The following is a 26,932-nucleotide window of genomic DNA, read 5'->3' on the forward strand; positions in this document are numbered from 1 at the left end:
TCGCCACTCCTCGACCGACGCGCACTCGCTGCCGCGCCGGACCATCCGATGCGCCAGGGGGCGGAATCCCAACCGCTCCTCACCCGACGGCGCACACGATGCCGCACGAGATCACCCGACACGGCCGCACAGTCCTCGCCACCGCTGACCCGACGGCGCACACGACCTCCGCACGAAATCGCCCGATGCACCCGCAGACGTCAGAGCCCTCGCCACTCCTCACCGAAAGCGCGCACGATGCCGCACGGGAGCACCCGACACGGCGGCACGGTCCTCATCCCTTCTGACTCGACAGCGCACACCACGTCCGCGTGGAATCGCCCGACCGGCGACAGACGTCAGCCGACCGGCGGCGCGCACGGTCATCCGATGCGGCGGTAGACGGCAAAGGCATTGCCGCTCCTCACCCGATGTCGGGTGGTATCGCCGGCCGGGGGCGCGTGCGGGTACCGAAGGGGGTTCACGGGTCGGGGGTCAGGTGGCCTTCGACGACCGTGCGGGTGATCGGGGGGCGGTCCCAGAGGGCGAGGATCTCGTTGGCGAGGTCGACGAGGGGGAGGGGGTGGGGTTTGCCCTGCACTTCGATGGCCGCCGCCGAGAGGCTGCGGGGGACGGCGTCGGCGTTCAGGAGGGCGCGCCATTCCGGTGGGGCGAGGTCGAGGAACTCCAAGGTGTTCAGCTTCGCGATCTCCAGTGGGTCGGCGAGCGTGCCGGGGTAGGCGGTCAGGGTGCGCAGGCGGGGCAGGTCGGTGACGGGGGCGAGGCTGAGGGGGGTGTCCTTCCAGACGCCGATGCTCAGGACCTCCAGGTCGGGGTGGGCGGCGGCCTCGATGCTCGTGAGGGCACGGATGTTGACCCTGGCGACGTGGGGCGGCTCGTCAAGGGGCCGGGCGGGGGGCGCTTCGCTGGGGCGGTCGGCCACCAGGTCGGTGAGGGAGTCGGCCAGGAGTGCGGCGCCGACGTTCTCCTCGTGGCCGATCAGGATGATCTGCCCCAGGTGACCGCGAGGGCCGGGGGTGAGGTCGACCGCGAGCCGGTCGCCGCCGCCGTTGTCGCCGAAGGCGATCCAGCCGGGTGAGCCGACCAGGCCCTGCACCGCGGCGTCGGGCGGGGTGGTGACCGCGTCCATCGCCCCGAACCGCCACGGGGCCGGACGGGACGACGCGTCGGCGACGTACAGCTCGTCCAGCGGGAACGGTTCGCAGCGGACCGTCTCGGCGAGGCGTTGCGCCGCCGTGGGGTCGTCGCCCCAGTCCTGCCATCGGGCCCGCGTCACCCGGTAGAGCGCCTTCAGCTCGTCGGGCAGGGCGACGCCCAGGCGCGCCTCCGTTGCGGTGATCTCCGCCTCGGTGGCGCCGATGGCCCCGGGGAGCCGCTCGCGAAGTGTGCGTTCCAGCCACGTCGGGTCGGCCGTGGGTGCCAGCGCGGCACCGGGCACGGGCTCGGGAAGCCGCCGCCACGGCTCCGGGACGGAGCCCTCGACCAGGACGAGCGAGCCCGGGTACGGCCCGATGCCGGCCTCCACCGCGGGGCCGAGCGTCAGCAGGGAGAGGACGGTCCGCCCGGACGGCTCCATCTCCACGACGAACGCGATGCCGTCGAGACCCTCATCCTTGAGCGCGGCCTGCACCCGCCCCACCGCGTCGAACTCGCCGCGCATGTCGTCGACCTGGGCGGCCCGGCCGGGCTGCGGCCTCGGCCTGGTCAGCGGCACGCTCCACCCGCCGCGCCCGATCCGCCCCGCCACGTGACCGCCGGGGGCGGCCAGGCTCGCCGCGTTGCCGGACCGTAGGAGCCTCAGCAGCGGCTCCCAGGTCGCAAGGTCGTGCAGCGAGGTCATCGGCGGCCTCCAGTCGTCCTCGACGTTCGCAAGGAAGACGACTATCACGAAGCACCGACAAAGGGTCGTCCTCAGGGCAGGATGACGAGCTTGCCGCGGGTGTGGCCGTGGCGGCTGGCGTCGAAGGCCGCGCCGACCTCGTCCAACGCGAACGTCTCGGCCACCTCCACCTTGAGCAGCCCGCGTTCGGCGAGGGCGCCCAGCTCGGAGAGCCGCGCCCCGTCCGGCCGGACCCAGATCCAGTGGCCGCCGTGCTCCTGCACGGTGTTGTCGGCGACCGACACGTGACGTCCGCCCCGGGCCAGCACCTTGAGCGTCACCTGCAGTTGCCCGCCGACGAAGTCGGCCACGGCCGTCACCCCGTCGGGGGCCAGGTCCCGCACCCGGCCGGCGAGCCCGTCCCCGTAGACGACCGGTTCGGCGCCCAGGTCCCGTAGGTAGTCGTGGTTGCGTTCGGAGGCGGTGCCGATGACGCGGGCCCCGCGCGCGCGTCCGATCTGCACCGCGAACCCGCCCGTTCCCCCGGACGCCCCGTGCACCAGCAGCGTGTCGCCGTCGCCGACCCCCAGTCGGCCCAGGCAGCGCAACGCGGTCAGCCCCGCCAGCGGAAGGCCGCCCGCCTCGGCCCATCCGAGCGTGTCCGGCCGGCGCGCCACCGACGGCGCCGCCACCGCCACGTACTGGGCGAACGTCCCCGCGTGAACGACGTCCTTGCGCGCATAGGCCATCACCTCATCGCCCACGGCGAACTCCGGCGCATCGGCCCCCAGCGCCCGCACCACTCCCGCGACGTCCCAGCCGGGGATCACCGGGAACATCGTGTCCATCATCCCGTCGAGGCCCCCGGCCATGATCTTCCAGTCCACCGGGTTGACCCCCGCCGCCCGTACCTCGATCAGCACCTGACCGGGCCCGACCTTGGGCTCGGCGACCTCACCGAACCGCAGTCGCGAGTTGTCGCCGGCATACGCGTCATAAGTGACGGCCCGCATCCCCGCCCCCTTTCCTCCCGTACGCTCACCTCCCCCGAGACGCCTCCGCTCATGCCCCGTTCAGGTGCGCGAGTGTCTTGGCGGTGTAGGTGCGGACGTAGTGGTCGGAGTCGTCCTGGGCGCGTACGAGATGCGGGCGAAGGTCGTCCCGTTCGGCCTCGGTCAGCCCGTGTCGCAACGCCAGCAGCAGGAAGCCCATCGCCGCGCCCTGGCGGACGGCGTGGTGCGCGTCGTCCAACAGGTGCAGGCGGCCGGCGTAGTCGATGTCCTCGAACCGTTCGGCGAGATGGAGCGCGGTGGAACGCACCCGTCCGTCGGGGTGTCCGAGCAGCGCCGGCAGGAAGGGCCGCACCTCCGGGATGTGCCACAGGGCGTCGTGGTACCCGTCGGCGTGTTCCACGTCGTCGACGAGCATGCGCGTCAGCCGCTCGGCCGACCGGCGCGCCAACCCGCGCACCGCGGGGTCGTCCGAGGGAGGCGGAACGGGGAGGCCGGGCACGCGTTCGGCCCGCCACTGTTCCAGTCTGCCGTGCAGGGAGCCGTCGAAACGCCGGAAGAAGGCGCCCAACCCGTCGACCGCTCCCCTGCGCACCTCCTCGGCTCCATCACCGAGCAGGCCGAACAGCAGCTCGGCGTCGTCGACGCCGCCGGCCGCGCCCAGCTCCCGGAGCGCCGTGCCGCGTTGCCGATCCCCCTGCGGCCCGGGCCCGGTGGCGAACGTCCGCAGCAGGTCGACGGCCTCGACCGTGCCGGCCCCGGCGAGCGCCTTGGCCGCGCCGTGTCCGCACTCGGGGTCGGCCAGCCAGGCGCGCGCCTGCGGCACGACCTCGGGCACACGGCGATCGGCCAGCACGCGGAACAGCACGTTGCGCGCGTACGGCTCGGTCTCGGCCTCGAGGGCGGCCGACAGCGCCCGGACCACTGCGGGCTCGGGTCCCCAGAACCGATGCCAAGCCGTCTCGCGTGTCTCCGGCTCGGCATCCGGCCTCATCCCGGGGATGCCGGCCCGGGGGCTCGCCAGCATGTCCAGCGCCCGTTCGCGCACCTCGGCCGATCCGGTGCGCACCAGGTCGGCGAAGACGGCGTCGGCCTCCGGGAGCAACCTCAGCAGCATCCTGGCGGGCCCCCAGACCATGGAGTCCGCGTCGGCGAGCAGCGGCACCAGCGACTCGGCCGGCACCGGCGTCTCACTCCGCAGCAGCCGGACGAGCACCGCGGGCCGGTTGCGCAGCTCGACGTCCCCGAGCCGTTCACGGAAGGCCGCGTCCACCGAGGGGCGGGTCGCGCCGAGCCGATCCAAGGTGTTCACCGCACGTCGCCGGACCTCGGAGTCGGGATCGGAGCACAGCGTCACCAAGGGCTCGATCGGCACGCCCTCGCCCTGCCGCCCGAGCCCCAGGGCCGCCGCGGCGCGCACCGTCGGATCCGGATCCGACGCCAGCGCCACCAACTCCGTGACGTGCCCGGGAGCCCGGCTCAGCCCCTTGGCCGCGGCGGCGCGCCGCCCGGCGTCGGCCGAACGGATCTCACGCAGGAAGAACGCCACCTGATGTTCCGCGATCACGACCACTCCCCCCGATGGTGCCCCTTGAGGGGACGTTCCAGACGTACGGCCGGTTGGCCCGAAACGTCGGGACGGGTCAGCGCAGGCCGTCCAGCAGGGCGCGCAGGGCCAGCGTCCAGCGGCGTTCGACGGACCCGGCGGAGGTGCCGAGCCGTCCGGCGTTCTCGGCGGCGGCCAGTCCCTGGACGAGCGCGACGAAGGCGTGGGCGATGTCGGTGACGTCACCGGTCAGCGCGCCGGCGCGGACACAGCGCGCGACCCGTTCGACGACGAACTCCCGCACGGACGCGCTCGCCCGCAGCTCGGACGGAGTGGGGTCGAAGTCGGCGAACGGCCGCGCGTACATCACCTGGGACAGCACCGGGTTGCCGCAGAGGAACTCACGGAACGCGGCGGCGAGGGCGAGCAGGTCCGCGCGCGGGTCGTCGGTCGCGGCCAGCCGGTCGAAGTGGGCGCGGAGCAGCCGGAAGCCCTCGAAGTAGACCTCGCGGACCAGACCCGCGCGGTCGCCGAACAGCTCGTAGACCGCCGGGGTCGACGTGCGCGCCTTCGCGGCGACGTTGCGGGTGGTGAAGCCGGTGACCCCCTCCTCCGTGAGGGTCTGGACGGCGACGCTGAGCAGGCGGTCGCGCAGTTCGGGGGTGCGCTGCTTGGCTCGGGGCACGGTCGGTGATCTTACGGGTCAGGACCCGAAGAGCAGGTGGAAGTCGGCCGCGTCGTCGTCGATCGCCCGGCGCAGCGCGGCGAGCGTCTCGGACCGGGCCCGGAGCTTGGTCGCGGCGTGCGCCCGGCGATCGAGGCCCGCCAGCCGCCGGGCGACCGCGGTGGCGGTGGCCCGCAACGCCTCGGGCGGCACGACCTCGTCGAGGAAGCCCGCCCGGACGGCCGCCTCGGGATCGTGGACCTCGGCGTTGACGACGGCGCGCTGGAAGTGCGCCGGGGTGAGCCGGCGACGGCACAGCTCCACCCCGGCGGCCGGGACCGTGAGGCCGATCGCGACCTCGTTGGCGGCGATCCGGTGGTCGCCGGCCGCGCCCACCCGATGATCGGCGGCCAGCAGCAGGAACGCCCCCATGGCGAGCGCGTGCCCCCCACAGGCGACGACCGTCGGCACCGGCAGGGCGAGCATCCGCTCGGCCAGCCGGAACCCCGCCGTCAGCATCGTGTGCGCCCTCGGCCCCCCGCCGATCAGCGTCGGCAGGTCGAAGCCGGCGGAGAACACACCGTCCCGCCCGCACAGCAGAACGGCGAGGCCCTCGTCCACCGCCCTGGTCAAGGCCAGGTCCACCGCCGCCAGCAGCTCCGGCGACAGGGCGTTGACCTTGCCGTCGTCCATCGTGATGACCGCGACGCCGTCCTGGGCCGCGTAGGAGACCTGTTCGCTCATGGCCGTCACCGTAACCGTGACGCCGTTACGAAACAAGGTCCCGATTGCTTGTGAACGATTTTCAGGTTTTCGGTCCTGCCCACCGGTCGTCTTCGAACACCGGTCCGGCGGGGGTTCCGCGCGACCGCACGCCGAACGGGCCGCCCGTCATTTCGACGGACGGCCCGACCGCGGCGTGCTTCACGCCTTGTTCACCGGCGAGGTCAGATGAGCCAGCCCAGCAGGCGCGCGAAGTCGGCGAGCAGGCTGGTGACGATGTCGTCCATGGGGACTCCTGACATAATGAGAGGGACACATTCCTCGGTTGCGGGGCGTTGAGTTGATCGCCCTGCGTCCCGCGACCGCGGATGTGATTATGGAACGCCTTAACCGGGGACTGCTTGTAGTCAGATGAGCACACTTCAACAATCCGTGCTCACCCCAACACGAACCGACGGGAAACCGCCGCGTCCAAGGGCGCCCACTTCGCGGTCGATGCCGTGGGACGACCCCGAACGACCGCGACGACGGCCCGGCGTCGCGAAACAGCCGATGCGTCGGGCGCACCCCCTCACGAGCCTTTCGGGACCCCGCCCCCACGTGCCACGCTGTCGCCGTGATCACGACGAGGCGGGTCTGGCTGATCCGACACGGCCAGAGCGAGTCGAACGCCGGCCTCCCCACCGACGGACCCGCCGCCGCCCCCCTCACCGAACACGGCCACGACCAGGCGGCCCGCCTGGCAGCGACCTTCGAAGCCCCACCCGCCCTCGTCGTCAGCTCCCCCTTCCTCCGAGCACGACAGACGGCCCGACCGACTCTCGAACGCTTCCCCGACGTCCCGCATGAGGAGTGGCCCGTCCAGGAGTTCACCTTCCTGGGCCGCCTGCACGCCCCCCGCACCACGGGCCCCCAACGCCTCCCCCACGCCCGGGCCTACTGGGAACGCAACGACCCCGCCCATGCCACCGGCGGCGACGGCGAGTCCTTCAAAGCCCTCATCACCCGCGCCCACACGTTTCTGAACCACCTGACGGAACGCCCCGAGGACGGCCTCATCGCCGTCTTCACCCACGGCATCTTCATGAAGGCCGTCATCTGGTGCCTCCTCACCGGCACCACCGACCCCGACCCGCCGGCCATGCGAGCCTTCCACCACTTCTACGCCGGCACCGAAATCCCCAACTGCACGGTCACCGAACTCTGGCGCCCCATCGCCCCCCACCCCTTCCGCCTCATCCCCGGCGCCACGACCCACCTGACGGCCCCGGCGCCAGAAGACCACCCCTTCCCAGCCCTGGACTGACCCCGGCCCGGTCAGATCTCCTTTCACGCGGGGAAGTCCGACCATTCGCGCCCCTGTTCCACACAAGGCTGAACGGCCGCGTTGATGTCTTCGACGGTGCCATCTCGACGTATATCGATCACCAGATGGCAGCCACCACGCGTCTCGAAGAGAAGCTCCGTGCGCTCCACGGCCTCTCGACCGCCGCAGCAAACTCCTCCTGGATCTGTGCCACAAAGAGAATCCGCAAGGTTCGGTACCCGGAGGCCCGGATCAACTCACGGGCGACCCCATCACCCAGCGTCGCAGGTCAGTTGGTAAGCAGTCAGATCAGGCTCCGCCCACGCGGCGTAGACCAGAACGGGCTTCTCCGAGTAAACGCCGTCCATATCGATCATGACCTCTCGGACTCGGAGGCCATATCGAATCGTATATCTTATTCCTTCAACGATGACAGCGCCGAGCTCCGACCCTTCGGGCTCATGGGGTCGATGAGAAACTCGGTGACCTGCCAGCCGGCCTTTCGGGCCAGATGAGCCCAGACACCGAACCCTCTATCGCGGTCGCTGAGCTCTTCGGTGATGCTTCCCACTCGCGCGATGATCTGAACGGGTCCGGTCGATCGTCCACCACGGGAGGCCTCCGATTCTCCATGCGCGGGAAATCATTACCCGGACGACCACAGCGGCCGGTTCATTTCCGATTCCTTTGCACAAAGAGCATGGCGGGCTCGTTCCCCTCACGATCACGGATCCATCGGCCGGCACAGGGCGCGTCAAGAACTTCGGGTCGCCGTGCACGATTCTTCCACCGTAACTCGGCATCTCGCCCGCAACGCAAAGGCCGTTCCATTTAGTGCCGTTATAGCCCCCACCTGCAAACCCACAAGACTCGAAGCGACCACTGAGAGCAACCTGCGAAATCATTAATTGGCCCACCGAAATCGCGTCACCGGAGCCGTGAAATCGGGTCGGGGTAGCCGTCCACCCCTGCCGACCGCCCACGACGGACGCCGGACCCGGAGGTGACTCATCGATGCGGAGCCTGGACCGCCGGGAGCCGTCCGGCGGTGGCGTCTCCCTGCCGGCGACCGACCCCCACGCCCGTCCACCGCACCTCGCCTCGCCGCCGGACCCGGATCTCGCCCTCGCCCTGGAGGCGGCCCGGCACGGAGACGAGGACGCCTTCCGCAGGCTGTACCGCGCCGTCCAGCCCCGGGTCCTGCGCTACCTGCGAGCCGTCGTCGGCACCGACGCCGAGGACGTCGCCTCGGAGACCTGGGAACACATCGCCCGCGACCTGCACCACTTCCACGGCACCTACGACCGCTTCCAGGCGTGGGCCGCCACCATTTGCGCCAACGCCGCCGCCGGCCCGCCGTGGAGTCCGCCCCCGACGAACTGGCCGAACTTCCCGGCCCCGACGACACCTCGGCCTCCGCCATCGACCGGATGACCACCGACACCGCCCTGGCACTGATCGCCTCCCTGCCGCCCGACCAGGCCAGGGCCGTCCTCCTCCGCGTCGTCCTGGCCTCACGGCTCCACAGGCGGCCGAGGTCCTGGGCAAACGCGCTGGAACGGTCCGAACCATCACCCACCGAGGCCTGCGCACCCTCGCCCAACGCCTCACCGCCAACCCGCCCAGGTCACCGTCTCCGCCCGACCGCATCACGGACCGGAGGTGATGGTGCAGCCGCAGGCCTTCCTCTGGACATCGCGACCTGCGCCGCCGGATCGAACGCGGCGGAGCCGGGAGCCGCTCGATCAGCGTGCCCTGGAACTCGGGGAGGGCCCGATGCGGTGAAGGGTCCACACCATCGAACTGGTGGATCAGCAATGTCAGAAGACGATCGAGGCCTGAGCGACGAGCCGGGCGGATGCTCATCGGGCATGTCGATGGTGTCCGCGGTGGTGAGGCGCGGCGGATGCTTCTGCGTCACACAGCCACCGTGGAACCGGTCGTCGGTCAGGAGTCTCGGGCCTCGATGGGGTGGAGGGGGATGGTGGGGCGCTTGTCCTCGGCGCGTTGTTTTGCGATTGAGGCGGGTACGGCGGCGATCTGCTGGTTGAAGTTGCGTAGATAGGCGTCGTAGACGTGTGGGTCGACGGCTTTGATGTTGGCCTCGTCATTGTGGTAGAGGCCGTTCCGGGTGAAGTTGGCCGAGCCGGTGAGGACGAACTTCCTGCCGTTCGCGCCGTTGTACCGGCCGTCGATCAGGAGGTATTTGTTGTGGGTGTAGTGCGCCGCGTAACCGCCGCGGGTCTTTCCGTGCGTGGTGTCGCGGACGTCGACGCGGGAACGGGCCAGCGTGGAGCGGACGGACGGGGCGATCTGGGCCTTGGTGTAGATGACGGTGACCCGGCAGCCCTTGGACGCCATGCTCGCGAGTTTGCGGGCGACCGCTAGGCGGCCGTCGCTCCATTGGAACATCGCGAGGCGAACCTTGCTCTGGTGCGTTCTCGAGCACGTGACGAGATCGAGCATGTTGCGGATCGTGTCGCTGCCGCGGCGGGCCTTCGGCCAGAAGTACGCCTTGGGGTTGGCGCCGTACGTCCAGTAGTAGTTCCGGTCGTGGTCGTCCTTGGCCCCCTTGGACATGTCGGTGAAGTTTCGGACGAAGGCGCCGTAGAGGCCCTTGTTGCCGACCACCGTGTAGCTGTTGTTCCAGGCGACCTCGGCCTGTGCCCGTGTCGGGTTGGCGCTGGAGACGGTCACGGTCGGCTTTCCGCCGCCGGAGAAGAGGTAGTACTTGGTGTGCAGCGAGGAAATGGCCCGGCCGTTCTTGCGGTAGGGGGAAACGCACCCGGCGGAGCATAGGGCCGCATAGCTGCTCGCGCTCTTGTGCACGTTCACCTTGCCGCCGAGCACGGCCACCAGTCGCCGCCAAATGCGGTTCGCGCCGTGGGTGTCCATCAGGACCTTCACGTGCACTCCGCGCCGATGCGCGGCGATCAGTCGATCGGCGAACCGGTCCAGTGTGATGCTGTAGATCGCCACCCGGATCACCGAACCCCTCGGCGAAGTGTCGATGTTCCGCTCGATCTGCCGCATGATGGCATATTGGTGGGCGACACCGCCCTTGGGGTTATTGAACACGGGGCCCGATCGGGGGGCGAACGCCGCCTGCGCCGTTCCTGTGCCGATGTGACCGACTCCCGCCCCCGCCATGCCCAAGGCGACCACGATGGCGACGATGCGCCGCTCGATCCGATATGCCACGCGCTTTCCCCTTCCCACGGTGGTCATTGACCGGGATTTTAGCAGGAGAATTTTAACATTGGCGCAGATTATCGTGAATGACCGCTTTTGTTTTTAGTGAAAGAAATCTCGCGTGTCATTGTTCGCGGAGCGTGGCCGATGCGCCGCCCGTGCGGGACGCCCGCCTCCTGAGGGTCTGACATCATTCCGTTGTTTTGAGGAGGCGTGGGGCGTGGGTGTCGCGAACCGTCCGGGGCCGGACTTCACCCGTCTGTGGGCGGCGTACACGGTCAGCACGGTCGGCAGTGCGGTGGCGACCGACGCCTTCGTGCTGATCGCCGTGCTCGTGCTGGCCGGCAGCCCGTTGCAGGTGTCGCTGCTCTCGGCGCTCGCGGGGGCGGTCGGGGCGCTGCTCGCCTTCCCGCTCGGCCCGTGGATCGAGTTCCGGCACAAGCGCCCTCTGATGATCGGGGCGGACCTCGTTCGCTGCGCGGCGGTGCTGACCGTGCCGATCGCCCATGTCGCGGGTGCGTTGACGTACGTTCATCTGGCCGTGGTCGCGGTGTTCGTGGCGCTGGGCCGGATCGTCTTCGTCAGCGCCTCGGGGGCGTACCTGAAAACGCTCGTCGCCCGCGAGCATTTGAGGGAGGCCAACGGCAGGTTCGAAAGCGTGTTGTGGACCTCCTCGGCGGTGGGGCCGCCGGTCGGCGGGCTGCTCATCGCGGTACTCGGACCGGCCACGACGGTGCTCGTGGACGCAGTCAGTTATCTGCTCTCCGCGCTGGGGCTCCGTTCGATCGCCGGGCGCGAAGCCGACCCTCCCAGCCGTGGGAACGGGCGCCATCGGGGTCGGGAGATCGTGGCCGGGTGGCGGTACATTTTTGCCGACGGCGGGCTGCGGATTCTGTTCCTCAACACGGTGTCGGTCAGTGCGCTCATCATCGCCATGGCTCCCATCCTCGCCGTGATGATGCTGCGCGAGCTGCATTTCAGTCCGTTCCAGTACGGCCTTTCCGTGGGCATTCCGTGCATTGCGGGAATCCTGGGGGCCAGGTTCAGTCGACGGCTCGTTCATCGCGAGAGTCGTTCCGTTCTGCTGGCGGCCGGTATCGCGCGTGTGGCGTGGCTTCCCTTGCTTCCCCTGATGGGTTCGGGCTGGCTCGGCCTGGCCTTGGTGACCGCCGTCCATACCGGCACCGTCTTTTTCATGGCCGTTTTCAATCCCGTCTTCGCGACCTATCGACTCGAACGGACGCCGGACGACGGGCTCGCCCGCGTCCTCACCGCCTGGTCGATCGGCAACCACGCCGCCCGTGCCGCCTGCACCATCGCCTGGGGCCTCCTCGCCACGGTCACCTCACCCCGCGTGGCGATCTCCGTCGCCGTCGTGGCGCTCCTGGGAACCGTCGTCTTCCTGCCGTGGCGGCACGATCCGGCTTCGGTCGATCGAACCGACGTGTGAGCTGCCGCGAGCCCTGCGTGTCGTGGAACGGCAAGTATCGATTGACAATCGATAGGTAGCGAGCGATACTCGATGCATGGTGAAAGAACATCGGGCGGTGGCCGCCCTCAGAGTGTTCCTCGTGGTGCTGTTCGGGATCCTGGTCGTGTTCCAGACCCTCTCCCTGCCCGGACAGTTCGCGCACATGGCCGAGGAGTCCCCGGACCACGCCTACCTGAGGTGGCCGATGACGGCGGTGTCGGTGCTGTGGGTGCTGTGCGTTCAGGTGGTGATCGTGTGCACCTGGAAGTTGCTCACCATGGTCAAGAACGACCGCATCTTCAGCGAGGCGTCGCTGGCATGGGTGGACGCGATCGTGTGGGCCATCGCCGCCGCGTGGGCGATGCTCGTGGGCGTGTTCCTGTACGTCGGCTTCAAGGCCGACGATCCCGGGCTGCCGCTCCTGCTGTTCTTGATGACGATCGGTGTCACCGTGCTCGGGCTCCTGATGGTGGTGATGCGTGCGCTGCTGCGGCAGGCCACCGCGCTGCGGACCGACATGGAAGCGGTGATCTGATGCCGATCGTGGTCCGCATCGATGTCGAGCTGGCGAAACGCAAGATGAGCGTGGGCGAGTTCGCCGAACGCGTCGGGCTCACGCCGGCGAACGTGGCGGTGCTGAAGAACGGTCGCGCCAAGGCCGTGCGCTTCAGCACCCTGGAGGCCATGTGCCGGGTGCTCGACTGCCAGCCCGGCGACCTTCTCGAATGGGTCGAGGAATGAACATGAAGTACTTCCTCGCCTTCCTGGCCCTCGCCCTGGGCGTCGCCGGCGTCGTGTTCGGAGAGGCCGACGACTCACCGGGGCTCCAACTCCTGGGCGTCGTACTCGCCGTCGGAGCGGTGGCGTCCGGCATAAGGGCCGCCCGACGCAACAGATAGCGCCGGGCCCGGTATCGCCTCCATTTCAGCCGGCTCGGGTTTCCTCCGGATGGATGGGGAGGGCCGGGGCGTGGCTTTCGGTGGTCGCGCTGCGGACGGCGGTGATCTGTTGGTTGAAGTTCCGCAGGTAGGCGTCGTGGACACTCGGGCTGACGATCCTGAGGTAGGACTCGTCGTTGTAATAAAGGCCGGTCACGGTGAAATTGGCCGAGCCGGTGAGGACGATCTTACGGCGGTCGGCCCCGGCGTATCGGCCGTCGATCAACACGTACTTGTTGTGGGTGTAGTGCGCCGCGTAGCCGTCGCGGGTCCGTCCGTGGGTGGTGTCGCGGACGACGACGCGCGAACGCGCCAGGGTGGAACGGACGGACGGGGAGATCTGGTCCCTGGTGTAGATCACGGTGACCCGGCAGCCCTTGGAGGCCATGCTCGCGAGCTTTCGGGCGATCGCCATTCGGCCGTCGGTCCACTGGAACATCGCGACGCGGACCCGGCTGCGGCGGGTCTTCGAGCAGGTCACGAGGTCGAGCATGGTCAGGACCGTGTCGCTGCCGCCCCAGGCCCGCGGCCAAAAGTACGCCTTGGGATTGGTCCCGTAGGTCCAGTGGTAATCGGCGTCGTAATAGCCGTTCGCGCCGTTGGTCATGTCGGTGAAGTTTCGGACGAAGGCGCTGTAGAGGCCCTTGTTCCCGACCACCGTGTAACTGTTGTTCCAGGCGGCCTCCGCCTGGAGGACCGTTGGATTGGCGCTGGATATGGTCACGGTGGGCCTGCCGTTGCCGGAGAAGAGGAAGTACTTGGTGTGCAGTGAGGAGACGGTGTCGCCTTTCCGACGGTACGGGGACATGCATCCGCCGGAGCACAGCACCGCGTGACTGCGTGCGTCCGCCCTGCTGCCCAGCACCCGCTCCAGGCGACGCCAGGTGTCGTTCGCGGAGTGGGCGTCCATCAGCACCCGCACGTTCACTCCACGGCGGTGGGCGGCGATGAGTTTATTGGCGAACTGGTCGAGCCCCATGCTGTAGACCGCCACCCGGATCACCGACCCCTTGGGCGAGGTGTCCACGTTCCGCTCGATCTGCCGCATTATCGCGTATTGCTGGGCGATATTCCCTTTGGGATTGTTGAACACCGGACCCGACCGAGGGGCGAACACGGCATGCGCCGTGCCCGTACCGACATGACCGACCCCCGCACCGACCACACCGAAAGCCGTCGCCAGGATGGCGATGCGCCGTTCACTCCAGCTCAACACACGCTTTTCCTTCCCCCGCCGTCCGTTGACCGGAACTTTAGCAGGAGGATTTCCGGCATTTATGTCGTAGCCAATGAAAGGCCGCTCGAACCGGCAAGACAAAATGGATTATTCATGGGCGAAGTCGCCATGCGAGCGGGTGTTCGGCCCCGTTCCACAGCGGTCTCGGGCCTGGAGCGACGGCCGGCCCGGCCCCACGCCCGTCGCTCAGGCCTCCTCCCGTTCGTGAACGGCGCGCCAGGTGGCGCGGATCAGCACCTGCTCCGCCACGGTGAGATGGACGGCCGCGGCCAGCCAGGCCGAGGCGAAGCGGCGCGGGTCCGGCTCGTCCAGTCGGCCGAACACGTCACGGGACCTCCGGTCGGCCTCGGTGCCGAGCTCCGCGGCCAGCTCGGCGGCGGTCCGGAAACCCGCGCGGCGGAGGGTCGCCGCGTGCGAGCCGAACCCACCGCCGCGTACGGACTCGGCGACCGCACGGCGACCACCCGCGACGGCCAGCTCGACCAACCGGCGCACCCGCCACAACGGTGAGGCCGCGAGGGGATCGGGGCCGTCCGGAACGACCGGTGGCGGCACCAATTCGGTCACGGACGGGAAATGCGCCCCTTGGAGCCGGTCGTATCCCAGGTCGGCGTGCCCCTGCCACTCCGCGGGGAGGCGCAGGGTGGCCCCTCCCCCGGGCACGGGCCCCACGGCCAACGGGCTGAGCGTGGCCGCCCGGTCGGGCTCCAGCCGCCCCACCACCCGTATCCGCAGGCCGGGCCGTGCGGCGAGCTGCTGAAGGTTGCTCAGATGCGCGAGGTCGGGATGCCCCAGCGCCGGGGTCAACCGAACCAGCGGCCCCCACCGCTCTTCCCCATCCCGACCGTGCACGAACGAGCCCCCCGGAACGGCCGCCGTCTCCGAATCCGAGCCCTCGACGCCGTCCGAGCCCTCGGCCCCGGCCGAGGCCGCCTCGTCGGGCAGGGTCGCCGTGTCGGACGCCGCGTGAGACGAGGCCGCCGCGCTGGAAGGGGCCCTCGTGCGGGACGGTCCCGCCACGTCTGATGGGACCGTGCCCGATGGACCCGCCGTGCCCGATGGACCCGCCGTGCGGGACGGTCCCGCCGCATCTGATGGGACCGTGCCCGATGGACCCGCCGTGCCCGATGGACCCGCCGTGCGGGACGGTCCCGCCGCATCTGATGGGACCGTGCCCGATGGACCCGCCGTACCTGATGGACCCGCCGTGCCCGATGGACCCGCCGTGCCCGATGGACCCGCCGTGCGGGACGGTCCCGCCGCGTCTGATGGGACCGTGCCTGATGGACCCGCTGTGTCAGAGGGGGCCGCCGTGCCCGGTGTGGGGCCGTGGGGCGGGTCCTCTGATGTGTTCGGGGTGGGGAGCAGTTCACGGGCGAGGACGTGGTCGCCCGCGGGGCCGAGGATGACCAGGTCGCAGCCGACGAGTCGGCGGGCCTGGGCGGCGTTCTCTTCCGGGTCGGCGCTCGGGTCGGCACTGAGGCGGTCGGCGACGGATTCGGCCAGGGGGCGGCCGAACAGGGAGGCGGGGGCGTCCGACCAGGGCATTCCCGGAAGGGGTGTGGCCCGGACGCCCTTTCCCGAGCCCAGTCGGCCGTCCGGGGAGATGGTGGCGCCGGCGATGAGGAGGCCCGCGCGGGCCAGGCGGGCGTGGTCGAGGGTCGCGCCTCCGATGGCGACCGGGGCGTTCGCGGCGCCGCGGGCGCGACCCGGGCCGCCCGGCTTGACGTCGGCGATCGAGAACCAGCGGCCGTCCTCGGCGAGGAGGTGGGTGACCACGCCGCCGTACCCGGTGGCGCTGATCACCGGCTCGCGGCAGACCCCGTGGACGCGCAGGCTGCTGCCCTGCCCGTAGGCGCGGCGCGCGGTGCCGACCAGGGTCGGGTCGGGGCGTCCGGCCGTCAGGAGGCTCGTGGTCAGCAGGAGTTCGCGCAACGCGTCGGCCAGGTCGGCCGGTCGGTGCCCGTCCTGGCGGGCCCGGGCGGCGCGCAGCCCCCGTACGACGCGCAGGGCGGCGGCCTCGGCCCGGTAGAGGCCGGCCAGACGGGCGGTGTGGGCGGCGCGGAGCACCTCCGCCTGCGGCACCGCGCCCGCCGCGGGCACTCCCGCCGCGAGAACCGCCGAGGCCGCCTCCATCAGCCCGGCGGCCGCGGCGACCTGCGCGCGGGTGAGCGGCTTGATCGCGTCCTCCGCAGCCACCGCCCCGGAGCCCTCGGCGGCCCCTCCACGAGAACGCCCCCCTGCGGCAGACCCTTCGAACCCGGTGGGCATGGTCGCCCCGGCCCCGCCACGGGCCGTCTCTACGGAAGGCCCGGCAGACGGGGCGGCCCCTGGACCTGCGACGTCTCCGGTCTCTACGGCAGACCCGGCGGCATCAACGGTCTCCGCCCCCACGGAGACGGCGACACCGGGCTCGACGGTCGTCGGTCGTTCTGAGGTCGGCGCCTCGGGGTCCGCGATCGGGCAGGACGCCAGGACGGCGGTGCGATGCAGGCAGCGCGGGGACAGCAGGCAGGTGCAGGTGGCCTGGTCGGCGTTCGTGAGGGTGCCGGTGGGACCGGGCGTCAGGGTGACCGTGGTGTCCTCGCCGCAGCGGACGGACAGGGAGCCGTCGTCCCCGAGCGTGACGGGCGCGGCGGCGTACTGTTCCACCGCCGCGTCCAGCTTCTTGCGGAGACGCGAGGTGAGGCCCTCCACCGCGGCGGCGACCACGTCCGGCGCGGCGGGGGGCAGCGGGCTGTCGGCGGTGGCGCTCATCGGGGTTCTCCGCGGAGGCGGTCGCCGACCCAGCGGGCCAGGGCGAGCGGGCTGAGGGCGGCCACGGGCATTCCGGCGGCGGCGAGTTGGCGGGCGATGGGCTCGGAATAGCGGGGGGCGCCGGTGTCGTCCAGGGCGGCGCAGCCCAGCAGATGGACGCCCGACGACGTGAGCGTGCGGACCTCCCCCAGCAGACCGCCCAGCGGATACCCCTCCTCGAAGTCGCTGACGACCACGACCAGGGTGCGGCTCGGCACCGTGACCAGCGAACGGGCATGGGCGAGCCCCGCGGCGATGTGGGTGCCGCCGCCGACCCGTACCTCCAGGAGCAGCGACAGCGGATCGTCGACCCGGTCGGTCAGGTCGATCACCTGCGTGGAGAACGCCAGGAAGTGCGTGGACAGGGTGGGAACCCCTCCCAGCACGGCGGCCGTGAGGGCGGACCAGACGACGGACGCCTCCATCGACCCGGACACGTCCACCACCAGGATCAGCCGCCAGTCGGCCTCCCTGCGGGAGCGGGTGCTGAACACCGGACGTTCCGGGACGACGACCGTCCGCCCGTCGTCGAGCCTGCGGGTGTAGGCGAGGTTGGCGCGGAGCGTACGAGCCAGGTCCAGACGGCCGCCCGGACGTCGGGTGGGACGGGGTGTCGCGAGCCCGGTCATCGCCGGGCGCAGGCGGGTGGCCAGCTCCTTGGCGAGCTCGTCCACCAGGCGGCGGACGAGCGGGCGCAGGCGGGCGAGCTGCTGCTCGGGCATGCCCCCCGCCAGCGACAGCACCGAGGTCAGCAGCTCGACGGACGGGCGTACGGCGTCGGGGTGCAGCTCGGCGAGCACGTCGGTACGGCCCAGGTCGGCGGCCTTGGCGAGCACCTCCTCGCGGACCTCGGTGCCGAACAGCGCCTCCAGCTCGTCCGCCCACTCCCGCGCCGTGGGGAACGACGTCTCGCGTCCACCGCCGGCCCCGGGCGCGGGCCCGAAGTCGGCGGCTCCCTCACCGCGACCCGCGCCGTACAACTCGTCCAGCGCATGGGCGTACGAGCGCGCGCCGCCGGAGAGCCGTTCGGTCTCCCGGCCGAGGAGCAGCCGCCACCTGTCGGCGGGAACGAGCCGCACCCCCGGAGGAGCCGTTCCCCCTGCCGGCGGGCCCTCCATGGAACGTTCGTGACCGCCCCCGAGAGGTTCTTGGGAACGTTCGTCGGCACGGCCCCGAAGGCTGGCCGCCGCACCGGCGGCCCCCGCCCCGGGACGTTCTCGGGAACGGTCGTGTGAGCCGCCCGAGGGGTGCGCGGAAACGGTTTCCGCAGCCGGCTCCCCGGCCCCGGCGACCTCACCAGCGTGCCCCCCGGGACGCTCGGTGGGACGGGAGCGCGGGGCGTCGACTTCCGTGGTCGTGCGGCGGGTCTCCAAGTGCAGGGTGTCGAGGGTCGTCAGGGCCTCGGTGTCGGCCCCCGTCCAGAGGGCGAGCAGGGCCGGTGAGGTGTCCAGGTCAAGATCGATGCGGTCGCCGACGCGTTCGGTGATCGTGTCCAGCAGGCGGCCGCGGGCGGCGGGGGCGAGGGCGTCGAAGCCGCCGCGCAGGGCCGGCAGCCGGTCGAGGAAGCCCCGGTCGGACAGGCCGTCGATGCGGTCGATGAGGGGGTCGAGGGCCGCGGGGGCGTTCTGCAGGAGCGGGCCGGCGGCGGTCAGCAGGCCGGTGAGGCTGCGGGACAGGCGGCGGCGGGCCTCGGGGTCGGTGGCAGTGTCGATCCACCCGGCGGCGCGGACGCCCACGGTGTCGGAGCCGTCCAAGTCGAGCAGCACGCGGACCGCCAGGGCGACGCCGCGGATCATCGGGGAGCCGGTACGGGCGAGTGAGTCGAGGGCGTCGTCCATGCGCAGGCCCAAGCGGTGCTCCCCGGCCCGGATGGCGAGGTCGACCAGCGCGGCGGCGTCCTCGGGGAGGTCGCTGCCGGCGAGTCCGGGCAGGGCTCGGACGGCGGCGTCCAGCAGCGTCACGGAAAGCTGCGCGGCCCGTTCGCGGAGGTCGGGGGTGGTGCCGGGGAGGTGTTCGCGGCGCAGGGCCTCCAGCAGGTCGAGCCCCTCGAGGAGCTCGGGGAGCGTGCCGGCGGCCGGGAGGACGTCGGCGGCGTCGGAGAGCCGGTCGGCGACGAGGTCCGCCAGGTCGCACCGGGCGGCGGCGCGCAGGCCGGCCAGGGTCTGCGCGCAGGTGGCCCCGCCGTCGGCGGTCTCGCGGCGGAACGTCTCGCCGAGCGTGCCGGCCGCGGCCTGGGCGGCGGTGACGCCCCGCACGCCCGCGAGGTCCAGCCGGGCGGGCACCGCCGGGGTCCAGGACAGGCGCCAACGCGTGGTGAGCGCGGCCCCGTCGCCCGTACCGCTCACCGCCACCGGCTCCCCATAGCCGACGCCGCACACGAGGAGCCGCTGAAGCAGGACCTCGCGTCGCCGGTCCAGGTCGGAGCGGAACGGGTCGAGCCGCACCTCGCGCGCCTCCGGCGACTCCGGGCACGGCAGCCGCAGCTCCGCCAACTCCTTCTCCACGGACGGCCCGAGCCCGGAACGCGGCGTGCCCGGCGCCACCCGACCGCGTTGCGCCCCGACCAGGACCGTCTGCAGGGCCTTGGCCAACGCCCGCCCTCGCCCGAGCGGCTCGCCCTGTCCGAGAACGGTGGTCACGGCCTCCACCAACTCGCCCCGGCCCGGCGCGGGCAACCCCCGCAACCGAGCCAGGTCACCGGCGACCCGCAGCGTCTCGGCGGCCTCGCCGGTCCCCGCCGTGTGCCCGGCCGCCCGCAGCGCCCGGCAGATCTCGGTGATCGCCGTCCCCGCCGCCTCCCGTACCCGAGCGGGATCCCCACCCGCGTCGAGAACGGCCTGCTGCCAGCGCGGGTCCCGAATCCCCGCCGGATAACCCGACCGCGAGTCCAACAGATCGAACGCGTACGGCACGAGCGACGTCGTCGCCTCCATCCCCTCCGCACAGCCGGCCACGGCCTTCCGCACCCCCTCGGAACCAGACGACGCCGCCGAGTGACCAGGCGCCGATCCGGGAGCAGAGTCGGGGAACGGCACGGGCCCGGAAGCCGCCGACGAGCCCGACGCCGTCGCGGACTCAGACCCGGCACCGGCGATCGGCGCGGAGCCGGCGGGTGAAGCAGAACCCCGTACGCTCCCGGAAGCCGCTGAAGAGCCGGACGCCGTCGCGGACTCAGACCCCGACGCCGATCCGGAGGTCGACGCGGAACCGGAGGTCGACGCGGAACCGGAGGTCGGCGCGGAACTGAAGGACGGCGCGGAACCGGTGGAGGACGTGGAGCTCCGCGCGCTTGCCGCTCCCGGCTCCGGCGAGGCGGGCCCGAGGGCGGAGGCCGGGGTGAGGAGGGCCGGGGCGTGGAAGGCGCCGATGAGGGCGGCGACGCGGTGGCCCTGGGAGGCGGCCTCGGCAACGACGGTGCGCATGTGCGCTTCGCGGGCCAGGTCGGTGGCGGGCACGCCGCCGGAGGACTCGGCGTCGCTGCGGAGGGCCCAGCCGACGCCGAGGGCGGCTCGGCGGATCGCCTCGGGGGGGCAGCCGGGGGCGAGGACCTCGACGGCCCGGTCCCACAGGTCGTCGCCGTCACGTCCGGTGCCGGACGCCGCGAGGGCGTCGGCGAACACGGAGACGGGCGACGACGGCTTCGAGGCGGCGGACCAACCCCGGTCGGACAAGGGGAGGTCGCAGCACAGCACCTCGACTCCGCGTTCCCGGGCCCAGCGGACCGCCGCCAGCTCCGGGGAGAAGTCGGCGAACGGGTAGAAGCCCAGCCGCCCGTCCTCGCCCGCGCCGGCGAGGGCGATGGGCGCGAGCGTGTCGGGGGCCGCGAGATGCGGGAGCCACCGTTGGAAGTCCGCGGGGAGCTCGACGCACAGCACGTCGACGTCCGCCGCGTCCAGCAGGGCCGGGACGACGACGGCCAAGGCGGGGCTGTGGTGCCGTACGCCGATGAGGAAGGGCCGCGACGACGCCGCGAGGTCGTCCACCGCGACGCGCGGGTCGCCGACGTCCATGAAGGGGGTCAACGCAGGTTCTCCCGCAGGTCCCAGAGGCGGCGCCACATGGCCGAGCCGTCCTCGGCGCGGCGGCGGACCGGGCCGTCCCAGTAGCCGAGGAGCCGGGTGTGGTCGGTCGGGTCGTCCTTGCGCACGACACCCAACAGATGCCCGGGGACCAGGTCGAGCGCGTCGCCGACGGGCAGGTAGGCGGTGGCGACGCCGAGCGAGGTGGCGACCTGGACGGCCTCGGCCGTGGACATGACCGTGCCGGGGCGTTCGACGTCCCAGCCCTCGGCGGAGCGGCCCGAGCGCAGGTCGCGGAAGACGGTGATCAGGGCGTCGAGCACCGCGTCGTCGACCGCGAAGGAGGCCCCGGCGCGTTGGACGGCGGCGGTCGCCTGGCCTCGGACGAGGGCGGCCTCGGCCTCCGCGTCGGCGATGGGCTCGACGGTCTCGAAGTTGAAGCGTCGCTTGAGGGCCGCCGACATCTCCGAGACGCCCCGGTCGCGCAGGTTGGCGGTGGCGATGACGGTGAAGCCGGGCGCTGCGGCGACCTGGGCGTCGTCGGTGCCCGCCAGCTCGGGAACGCTGACCCGCCGGTCGGACAGGATCGACACGAGGGCGTCCTGGACCTCGGGCAGGCAGCGGGTGATCTCCTCGACCCGGGCCACCCGGCCGGAGCGCATCGCGGTGAGCACCGGGGAGTCGACCAACGCCTGCGGGGTGGGGCCCTGGGCGAGCAACAACGCGTAGTTCCAGCCGTAGCGGAACGCGTCCTCGGTCGTGCCGGCGGTGCCCTGCACGGTGAGGGCGCTGGTGCCGCAGACGGCGGAGGCCAGCAGCTCCGACAGCATCGACTTGGCGGTGCCGGGCTCCCCGACCAGCAGCAGGCCGCGTTCCCCGGCGAGGGTGACCACGCAGCGTTCGACGAGGGCGCGCTCGCCGACGAACTTGGCGGGCACGACCAGGGAGCGCGGCAGCGACGCGACGGCCTTCGGCAGGCGCAGCGTCTCCCCCGCGCTGCCGCAGATGAACGTGACCACGGCGCGCGGGGTCAGCGCCCAGCCGGGCGGGCGGGGGCCGTCGTCGTGGGCGGCGAGGAAGGCCAGCTCTTCGGCGTACCGTTCCTCGGCGGGCATGACCTGCCGGGCCGGGACGGCGGTCGCCTGTGCGGTGGAAGTCATCGGGGTTCCTCCGGGAAGGGGTTCAGCGGCGTCGGCCACGGCGTACCTGCAGCTCCGCGTAGCGCGGTGTGTCGTCCTCGCGGATGCGCCGCCAGGCTCGGCGGTACAGGTCCGCGACCGGCTCGGCCGGCACGACGACGCCGAGGGGCGCGGCCTCGCCCTCGGCCAGGTCGTACAGGGGGAGCTTCCACTCCTCCATCGGCAGCCGGGGGGCCTTGGCGGGCGTCCAGCCGCCGGGCAGGAAGAGGGAGCGGCCGGCGCGGGTGCGGCGGGCTTCGACGACGAGGTCGGTCGCGGACAGCTCGGCGCGGGCGGCCTTGAGGCGGGCGGGCTTCCAACCCGTCCACCGGGCGGTGGTGCGGTCGGTGGGGTCGGGCATGGCGAGCAGCATCAGGTAGAGGACCGCGGCGTCCTCACCGAGGCCGTGGCGTTCGGCCGCCTCGGCCACGAGGTCGGGGACGGAGAGGGCCGGGTTCTGCGGCCACCAGGTGCCGTCCGGGCCGCGTTCGCCCGAGGCGGGCTCCCCGGGGTCGGCCAGGAGAGCGGCGAACCGGGGGTCGTGGGCGGTGCGCAGGGCCAGCTCGGCGGGGAAGGGGCCCTTGGCCTCGCCGCGCAGCACGGGCAGGTACGGGTCGCCGCCCGCCGTGTCGAGGAGCGCCGTGCGGATGCCCGGGTACGGCAGGTTGTCGTGGGTGGGGAGGACCACCGCGCCGTACCGTTCGAAGCCCTCGCCGGTCTCCGTCGGAGCACCCGCCACCTTGCGGAACTGCGGGAGGTTGATGTACCGCTCGAAGCCGAGCATCAGCTTCGGGTTGGCCAGCCGGGCGCGGACGGCCGTGAGCGTGTCGGGGAGCGCGGCCCGCAGCGGGTCTCCGGCGGGGAGCCGGTGGGCGAGCCAGGCGGTCATCGCGACGGCCCCGATGAGCGTGGTCGCGGTGAAGCCGGTGTCGTTCTCGATCTCGGGCGCGACGCGGTCGCCGCGCACCGTCCACGCCATGTCGCGCTCGAGCTCGGGCGCGTTCGCGGGGTCGAGCACGGCGGGCAGCGAAAGGCCGGCCTGCCAGCCGGTCCGCACGGCGGCGGACGCCTCGACCATGAGTTCCTCGGGGACCGCGACCCGCTTGCCGACCAGCCGGTTCCACGTCGCGGCGGCCGCCGCGACGTCGGGGCCGTCGGTCCACAGTCGAGCGGGCTCGGCGGGCAGCAGCGCCCCGACGACGGAACGCCGGACACCCTCGTCGAGCCGATACAGCTCGGCCCTGGCGAAGGAGGCGTCGGCGACCTTCACGCCGAGCGTCGTGCGGATCTCGGGCGGCAGGAAGTTGCGCTCGCCGGACCCGCCGAACGGCATCCCGGCGACCACCAGCCGAGCCGTCGTCAGGGTGACCCCGGTGAGCCGCGCGAACTCGTCGGCCGCCTCGGGGAACCACGGGGCGGGCCCCCGTTCGGCGGCTTCGGCCAGCAGCGCGACGGGCTGTCGGCCGTCCTCCGACACACTGATCGGGTCCCACGACCGCACCGTGTACGGGGCCGGGACGTCGAACCGGCCCGCCGGGTCGTGGAACAGGGTGGTGAACTCGATGCCGGTCTCGGTCTGCTCCTGCCCGATCATCGCCAGGAACGCGCCTCCGCCCAACGTGAGCACCCCGTACCGATGGCCCTCGCGCCATTCGCCGGTCGAGGTGGTGAGCACCGCCCTGTCGAGATGCACCCGGAGCCGCCGCCACCGGCCCGGCTCCGTCGCGGTGAGCAGGCCGAGCGCGTCGAACTCGCGCAGCAGCCGCTCCAGCGTCTCCCGGTGCTCCTGCGGGATGACCGCGGTGACCGCCCGGTACAGCACCGCCGTCCAACCGTCGAGCAGCGGGGCCCATTCGACCCTGGACCAGGGCAGCGGTGCGCCGTCCAGGTGGAGGGCACCCGCCGGGGCCTCCGTCTCCTCATCGGCCGGCGCCCTCGCGAGGACGCGGAGTTGCCCGAAGACGTTGGTCTCGTGCTCGGCTCCGTACCACCAGGTGTAGTCCGAGCCCCGCAGGCCGCTCAGGGCGCCGTTCAGCAGCTTGTCGGTGGGGCCGGCCGGGCCCTCCTCGGCGACGTCCCCCGAGAGGGCCCGCTCCAGCCGTTCGGCGGTGGAGTCCAGCAGCGCCTGCTGGACGGCGGCGTACTCGACCACCCCTGCCACGCCGACGCGGAGGGCTTCGTGGGTGATCTGCGGCAGCAGCGTACGGACGGTGCCGGGCAGGTCCTCGTCGCCGGACACGGCCGCCTTGAGCAGGGCGGCGACGGTGTCGCGGTCGATGTGGCGCAGGGCGGCGGACCCCTGCGGGTCACGGGGCCGCAGGCAGTGCCAGTAGTTGATCGGCGGCAGGATCGCGGTGCCCTCGGCGAACGGGCCCGGGGCCTTGTCGGTCTGGACGATCGCGGTGACGACACCCTCGGGGTCGATCATCTCGAGCCGATAGTGGCGGTGGACGACCGTGCGGGGCGTCCCGTCGCCGGGCATGAACACGATGCCGGCCCGCACCCCCGACGGCACCGTGACGGTGTCGCCGGCGAGGTTCTCACGACGGAACGTGCCATCGGGCAGCCGCACGATCCGATGGCCGAGCAGCCCGTCCACCGGCGCGCCGACGGGCGTGGCCTCCGTGAACGGGACGGGGAGCACCCGGCCGTCGACGAACTCGGCGCCGGCCGGGGCGTCACGGAGCGCGTCGGCGAGGAAACCGGGCATCCCCTTGCGGCCCCGCCGTCCGCTCGTCGGGTCGTACTCGTGCCAGCCGCGTCCGGTCTCGTCGTGGCGGTCCCAGGCCCACACCCAGAACGACGTCCCGTCGGAGATGATCGGCGACTGCGGGGGCACCACCGTGTCGCCGCGGTGCAGCACCCCGCCGCCGGTGGCGCGCCCACCGCCGGGCAAGGGGAGGCTGACCGTCTCGTCGGCCCGATACCAGTCCATGCGCGTCCCACGGACGCCGCCGGCCGACTCCATGCTCTGGATCTTGTCGGCGGCCGTGTGCCAGTAGCCGCGCAACGAGTGGCCGGACCGCCGCGACGACCAGTACACGAGCAGCTCGTCGTCCACGTAGTGGAAGCCGGGGTCGCCGGAGAGGTCGTCGGCGGGAATCCGCAGATCGTGGGTGAGCACGGTGCCCTCGGCGGCGAGCACGCGCGCCTGACCGGGGCCGGCGACGACCAGGTACGGCCACGCCTCCGCGACGACGATGTCGTCCACGTCCTTGCGGGCGACCAGGGAGGTGGCCGCGTCCTCCCAGGCGGGCCAGGACAGCTCGTCGAAGAGACCGGTCCGCAGCGTCCGCGCCGTGATCAGGGCCAGATCGGCGTTGGCGGCGGCGCGGACCTCGTCCTCCGCCAGGGCGAGCACCTCGCCGGGCAGCCAGCCGAGTCGCTCCAGGGCGTCGGGCAGGCCCGGCAGCCCGGCGGCGATCGAGCGTCGGGCGACCTCGCCGACCCACTCGGTCAGCATCGGGCACCCGCCCGGGGAGTCGGCCAGCGCCCGCAGCGTGCGGTGACCGTGATGGTCGTCGGAGATCCGGTCGGCGCCCCGGTGGAAGGTGGGTCGGAAGCGGGGGTCGGCCGCCAGGGCCACCAGGTCGCGCCGGTCCTCGCCCGTGGCCCACGCCTCCAGGGTCAGCGCCAGGCCCTCGACCGGGTCGGCCACCGGGACGTTCATCGCGAGCAGCAGGTCCAGCATGTCGACGTCCCTCGGGACGGCCATGGCCCTGTCGCCCTCGCTCAGCTCGGCGCGGAGCCGCCCGCCCATGCGCTCGACCAGCGGGTACAGGGCGGGAGGCGTCGGGTTCGAGCGCCACCCCGAGCCGCAGAACGACAGGAAGCGCTCGAGCCAGCCCGCGCTGCCGTCCTCGGGGCGGGACTCCTCGGGCACGGCGTCGGGGTCGACGAGCGCGACGGCGGCGCCGGAGGCCTCCAGGATCTCCAGCCACAGGGCCGGCATGCCGTCGTCGGACTCCGGCATGAGCCTCAGCAGCGCTCCACGCACCTCGGGGCGCCGCTCGGCCAGGGTCACGACGACCGCGCGGTGCCCCTTCCACCAGCCCATGGGGGCGCGTGCGGTCGCCGGCAGCGCGAGCATCTCCGCGACGTACTCCAGCTCGACCTCCGCGGCGTCGCGACCCGCCGCCCTGGCCAGCCGCCGCAGGTCGCCCGCCATCTGCGCGGACGGCGGCAGCCCGCCCGCCGTGCGCCGCACGCACAGCCGAACGAACCGGCGCAGCGCCTCGTCGGCGGACACGCGGGCGGCCAGCTCCTTGGCGTACCCGGACAGCGCCTTCACCGGCAGGGCCCCCGCCAGCGCGAACTCCAGGAACACCGTGTCGAGCCGCTCCTCGTCGAGCGGCAGCCCGTACTCGACCTCGGCCTGACGGGCGCGGGTGAACATCCGGGACGCGTACGTGGCGTTCTCCACCGCGAGGAACCGCCGGGCCGCCTGCTCGTAGAACGTCGGCAGGAAGTGCGGCACCGACGCCGCCAACCGCTCCGCCAGCTCCAGGTACGCCTCCAGCGCGGCCTGCGGCTTGGACTTGATCCGCCGCGCCGTGTGCTCCAGCTCCGGTACGACCGCCAACGCGTGATGGCCGTCCTCGGGGTGATGCACCAGCACCCATTCGGGGAAGCCGAGCGACGCCCGCATCCCCAGGCCCACGACCTCGGGCTCACCGGCGGGCTCCAGCCCGAGGAACCCGGCCGCCAGGTCCTCCGCCGCCCCCAGCTCGGCGGCCACCAGCCGGACCACGACCCGGTCTTCCAGGGCCGGATGCCGGTACGCCCGCGCCGTCAGCGGCACCGCCCGCTCCCTGGCGCCCTCGGTCCCGGGCGGCAGCACCGCCCCGGCCAGCAGCAGCTCCACGGCCTCGTCGTTCTCGCTCATGCCCGTCCCCGCTCTCCCACGCCGCGCCGCACGGGCACGACCGCGCTCGGCCCGCGCGTGACGCCATCGCTCAACGGCCCGGTCCGCCCACGACGCGGACTCCCCGGCTGCGCCTTCGACCCGCCCGGATCTTTGGGGCTCGGCCGCC

Annotated in this window: 18 protein-coding genes; 6 read left to right on the forward strand and 12 right to left on the reverse strand. The window is 72.4% G+C overall.

Going from position 1 to position 26,932, the window contains the following annotated elements; translation table 11 throughout:
* Positions 1 to 460: 460 nt before the first annotated feature.
* From DFJ69_RS11170 to DFJ69_RS11190, 5 genes are all read right to left on the reverse strand, one after another.
* Positions 461 to 1,840: an SMI1/KNR4 family protein gene (locus DFJ69_RS11170; protein WP_116022413.1), complete on the reverse strand. Its 1,380-nt coding sequence runs from the start codon at positions 1,838 to 1,840 to the stop codon at positions 461 to 463.
* 71 nt (positions 1,841 to 1,911) lie between these two features.
* Positions 1,912 to 2,832, reverse strand: coding sequence for an NADP-dependent oxidoreductase (locus DFJ69_RS11175; protein ID WP_116022414.1), 921 nt, complete (start codon positions 2,830 to 2,832; stop codon positions 1,912 to 1,914).
* 49 nt (positions 2,833 to 2,881) lie between these two features.
* A complete protein-coding gene (locus tag DFJ69_RS11180; RefSeq protein WP_170177610.1) occupies positions 2,882 to 4,396 on the reverse strand; it encodes a HEAT repeat domain-containing protein in 1,515 nt (504 codons plus the stop codon).
* Positions 4,397 to 4,472: 76 nt separating this feature from the next.
* Positions 4,473 to 5,060, reverse strand: coding sequence for a TetR/AcrR family transcriptional regulator (locus DFJ69_RS11185; RefSeq protein WP_116022416.1), 588 nt, complete (start codon positions 5,058 to 5,060; stop codon positions 4,473 to 4,475).
* 18 nt (positions 5,061 to 5,078) lie between these two features.
* Positions 5,079 to 5,783 carry a crotonase/enoyl-CoA hydratase family protein gene (locus DFJ69_RS11190; RefSeq protein ID WP_116022417.1) on the reverse strand — a complete coding sequence of 235 codons (705 nt, stop codon included), beginning with the start codon at positions 5,781 to 5,783 and terminating at the stop codon, positions 5,079 to 5,081.
* A 595-nt stretch (positions 5,784 to 6,378) separates the two neighbouring features.
* On the opposite strand from DFJ69_RS11190, the gene DFJ69_RS11195 reads away from it, so the two are divergent.
* A complete protein-coding gene (locus DFJ69_RS11195) occupies positions 6,379 to 7,068 on the forward strand; it encodes a histidine phosphatase family protein (RefSeq protein ID WP_116022418.1) in 690 nt (229 codons plus the stop codon).
* 23 nt (positions 7,069 to 7,091) lie between these two features.
* On the opposite strand, the gene DFJ69_RS34230 is transcribed toward DFJ69_RS11195, so the two are convergent.
* Positions 7,092 to 7,238, reverse strand: a complete 147-nt coding sequence (locus DFJ69_RS34230) for a hypothetical protein (RefSeq protein WP_170177611.1) — start codon at positions 7,236 to 7,238, stop codon at positions 7,092 to 7,094.
* A gap of 844 nt (positions 7,239 to 8,082) precedes the next feature.
* Here DFJ69_RS34230 and DFJ69_RS34880 point away from each other — a divergent pair.
* The gene (locus DFJ69_RS34880; protein WP_211328589.1) at positions 8,083 to 8,502 is read left to right on the forward strand and encodes an RNA polymerase sigma factor; all 420 of its coding nucleotides are present in this window, start codon (positions 8,083 to 8,085) and stop codon (positions 8,500 to 8,502) included.
* Between the two features lie 513 nt (positions 8,503 to 9,015).
* Here the strand turns inward: DFJ69_RS34880 and DFJ69_RS11205 are convergent.
* The gene (locus DFJ69_RS11205; protein WP_170177612.1) at positions 9,016 to 10,269 is read right to left on the reverse strand and encodes a phospholipase D-like domain-containing protein; all 1,254 of its coding nucleotides are present in this window, start codon (positions 10,267 to 10,269) and stop codon (positions 9,016 to 9,018) included.
* A 211-nt stretch (positions 10,270 to 10,480) separates the two neighbouring features.
* On the opposite strand from DFJ69_RS11205, the gene DFJ69_RS11210 reads away from it, so the two are divergent.
* The 4 genes from DFJ69_RS11210 (at position 10,481) to DFJ69_RS34235 (ending at position 12,630) form a co-directional block, all read left to right on the forward strand.
* Positions 10,481 to 11,710: an MFS transporter gene (locus DFJ69_RS11210; RefSeq protein WP_116022420.1), complete on the forward strand. Its 1,230-nt coding sequence runs from the start codon at positions 10,481 to 10,483 to the stop codon at positions 11,708 to 11,710.
* Positions 11,711 to 11,786: 76 nt separating this feature from the next.
* Entirely contained in the window at positions 11,787 to 12,266 is a 480-nt protein-coding gene (locus DFJ69_RS11215; RefSeq protein ID WP_116022421.1) for a DUF2975 domain-containing protein, read from the forward strand.
* Positions 12,266 to 12,472 (forward strand): helix-turn-helix domain-containing protein, encoded by a 207-nt coding sequence (locus DFJ69_RS11220; RefSeq protein WP_091094605.1) that lies wholly within the window; start codon positions 12,266 to 12,268, stop codon positions 12,470 to 12,472. The genes DFJ69_RS11215 and DFJ69_RS11220 overlap by 1 nt, the downstream gene beginning before the upstream one ends.
* 2 nt (positions 12,473 to 12,474) lie before the next feature.
* Positions 12,475 to 12,630 (forward strand): hypothetical protein, encoded by a 156-nt coding sequence (locus DFJ69_RS34235; RefSeq protein WP_170177613.1) that lies wholly within the window; start codon positions 12,475 to 12,477, stop codon positions 12,628 to 12,630.
* A gap of 25 nt (positions 12,631 to 12,655) precedes the next feature.
* Here DFJ69_RS34235 and DFJ69_RS11225 read toward each other — a convergent pair whose 3' ends face one another.
* From DFJ69_RS11225 to DFJ69_RS11245, 5 genes are all read right to left on the reverse strand, one after another.
* On the reverse strand, positions 12,656 to 13,717 hold the full coding sequence (locus DFJ69_RS11225) for a phospholipase D-like domain-containing protein (protein WP_116022422.1): 1,062 nt from the start codon (positions 13,715 to 13,717) through the stop codon (positions 12,656 to 12,658).
* A 375-nt stretch (positions 13,718 to 14,092) separates the two neighbouring features.
* Complete coding sequence (locus DFJ69_RS11230; RefSeq protein WP_116022423.1) at positions 14,093 to 16,663, reverse strand: collagen-like domain-containing protein; 2,571 nt, start codon at positions 16,661 to 16,663, stop codon at positions 14,093 to 14,095.
* Positions 16,660 to 20,724 (reverse strand): vWA domain-containing protein, encoded by a 4,065-nt coding sequence (locus DFJ69_RS11235; RefSeq protein WP_245974253.1) that lies wholly within the window; start codon positions 20,722 to 20,724, stop codon positions 16,660 to 16,662. The genes DFJ69_RS11230 and DFJ69_RS11235 overlap by 4 nt, the downstream gene beginning before the upstream one ends.
* On the reverse strand, positions 20,721 to 21,881 hold the full coding sequence (locus DFJ69_RS11240) for an AAA family ATPase (protein WP_116022425.1): 1,161 nt from the start codon (positions 21,879 to 21,881) through the stop codon (positions 20,721 to 20,723). The genes DFJ69_RS11235 and DFJ69_RS11240 overlap by 4 nt, the downstream gene beginning before the upstream one ends.
* A 22-nt stretch (positions 21,882 to 21,903) precedes the next feature.
* Positions 21,904 to 26,784, reverse strand: a complete 4,881-nt coding sequence (locus tag DFJ69_RS11245; protein ID WP_116022426.1) for a DNA-binding protein — start codon at positions 26,782 to 26,784, stop codon at positions 21,904 to 21,906.
* Between the last annotated feature and the right edge of the window lie 148 nt (positions 26,785 to 26,932).

Origin of the sequence: Thermomonospora umbrina (genome assembly GCF_003386555.1) — a bacterium.
Taxonomy (GTDB): Bacteria; Actinomycetota; Actinomycetes; order Streptosporangiales; family Streptosporangiaceae; genus Thermomonospora; species Thermomonospora umbrina.

Excerpts from the sequence above, each read along its gene's own strand:
- DFJ69_RS11170 (WP_116022413.1), bottom strand. The coding sequence starts at position 1,840 with ATGACCTCGCTGCACGACCTTGCGACCTGGGAGCCGCTGCTGAGGCTC.
- DFJ69_RS11175 (WP_116022414.1), bottom strand. The coding sequence starts at position 2,832 with ATGCGGGCCGTCACTTATGACGCGTATGCCGGCGACAACTCGCGACTG.
- DFJ69_RS11190 (WP_116022417.1), bottom strand. The coding sequence starts at position 5,783 with ATGAGCGAACAGGTCTCCTACGCGGCCCAGGACGGCGTCGCGGTCATC.
- DFJ69_RS34880 (WP_211328589.1), top strand. The coding sequence starts at position 8,083 with ATGCGGAGCCTGGACCGCCGGGAGCCGTCCGGCGGTGGCGTCTCCCTG.
- DFJ69_RS11215 (WP_116022421.1), top strand. The coding sequence starts at position 11,787 with ATGGTGAAAGAACATCGGGCGGTGGCCGCCCTCAGAGTGTTCCTCGTG.
- DFJ69_RS11220 (WP_091094605.1), top strand. The coding sequence starts at position 12,266 with ATGCCGATCGTGGTCCGCATCGATGTCGAGCTGGCGAAACGCAAGATG.
- DFJ69_RS34235 (WP_170177613.1), top strand. The coding sequence starts at position 12,475 with ATGAAGTACTTCCTCGCCTTCCTGGCCCTCGCCCTGGGCGTCGCCGGC.
- DFJ69_RS11225 (WP_116022422.1), bottom strand. The coding sequence starts at position 13,717 with ATGCGGCAGATCGAGCGGAACGTGGACACCTCGCCCAAGGGGTCGGTG.
- DFJ69_RS11230 (WP_116022423.1), bottom strand. The coding sequence starts at position 16,663 with ATGAGCGCCACCGCCGACAGCCCGCTGCCCCCCGCCGCGCCGGACGTG.
- DFJ69_RS11240 (WP_116022425.1), bottom strand. The coding sequence starts at position 21,881 with ATGACTTCCACCGCACAGGCGACCGCCGTCCCGGCCCGGCAGGTCATG.
- DFJ69_RS11245 (WP_116022426.1), bottom strand. The coding sequence starts at position 26,784 with ATGAGCGAGAACGACGAGGCCGTGGAGCTGCTGCTGGCCGGGGCGGTG.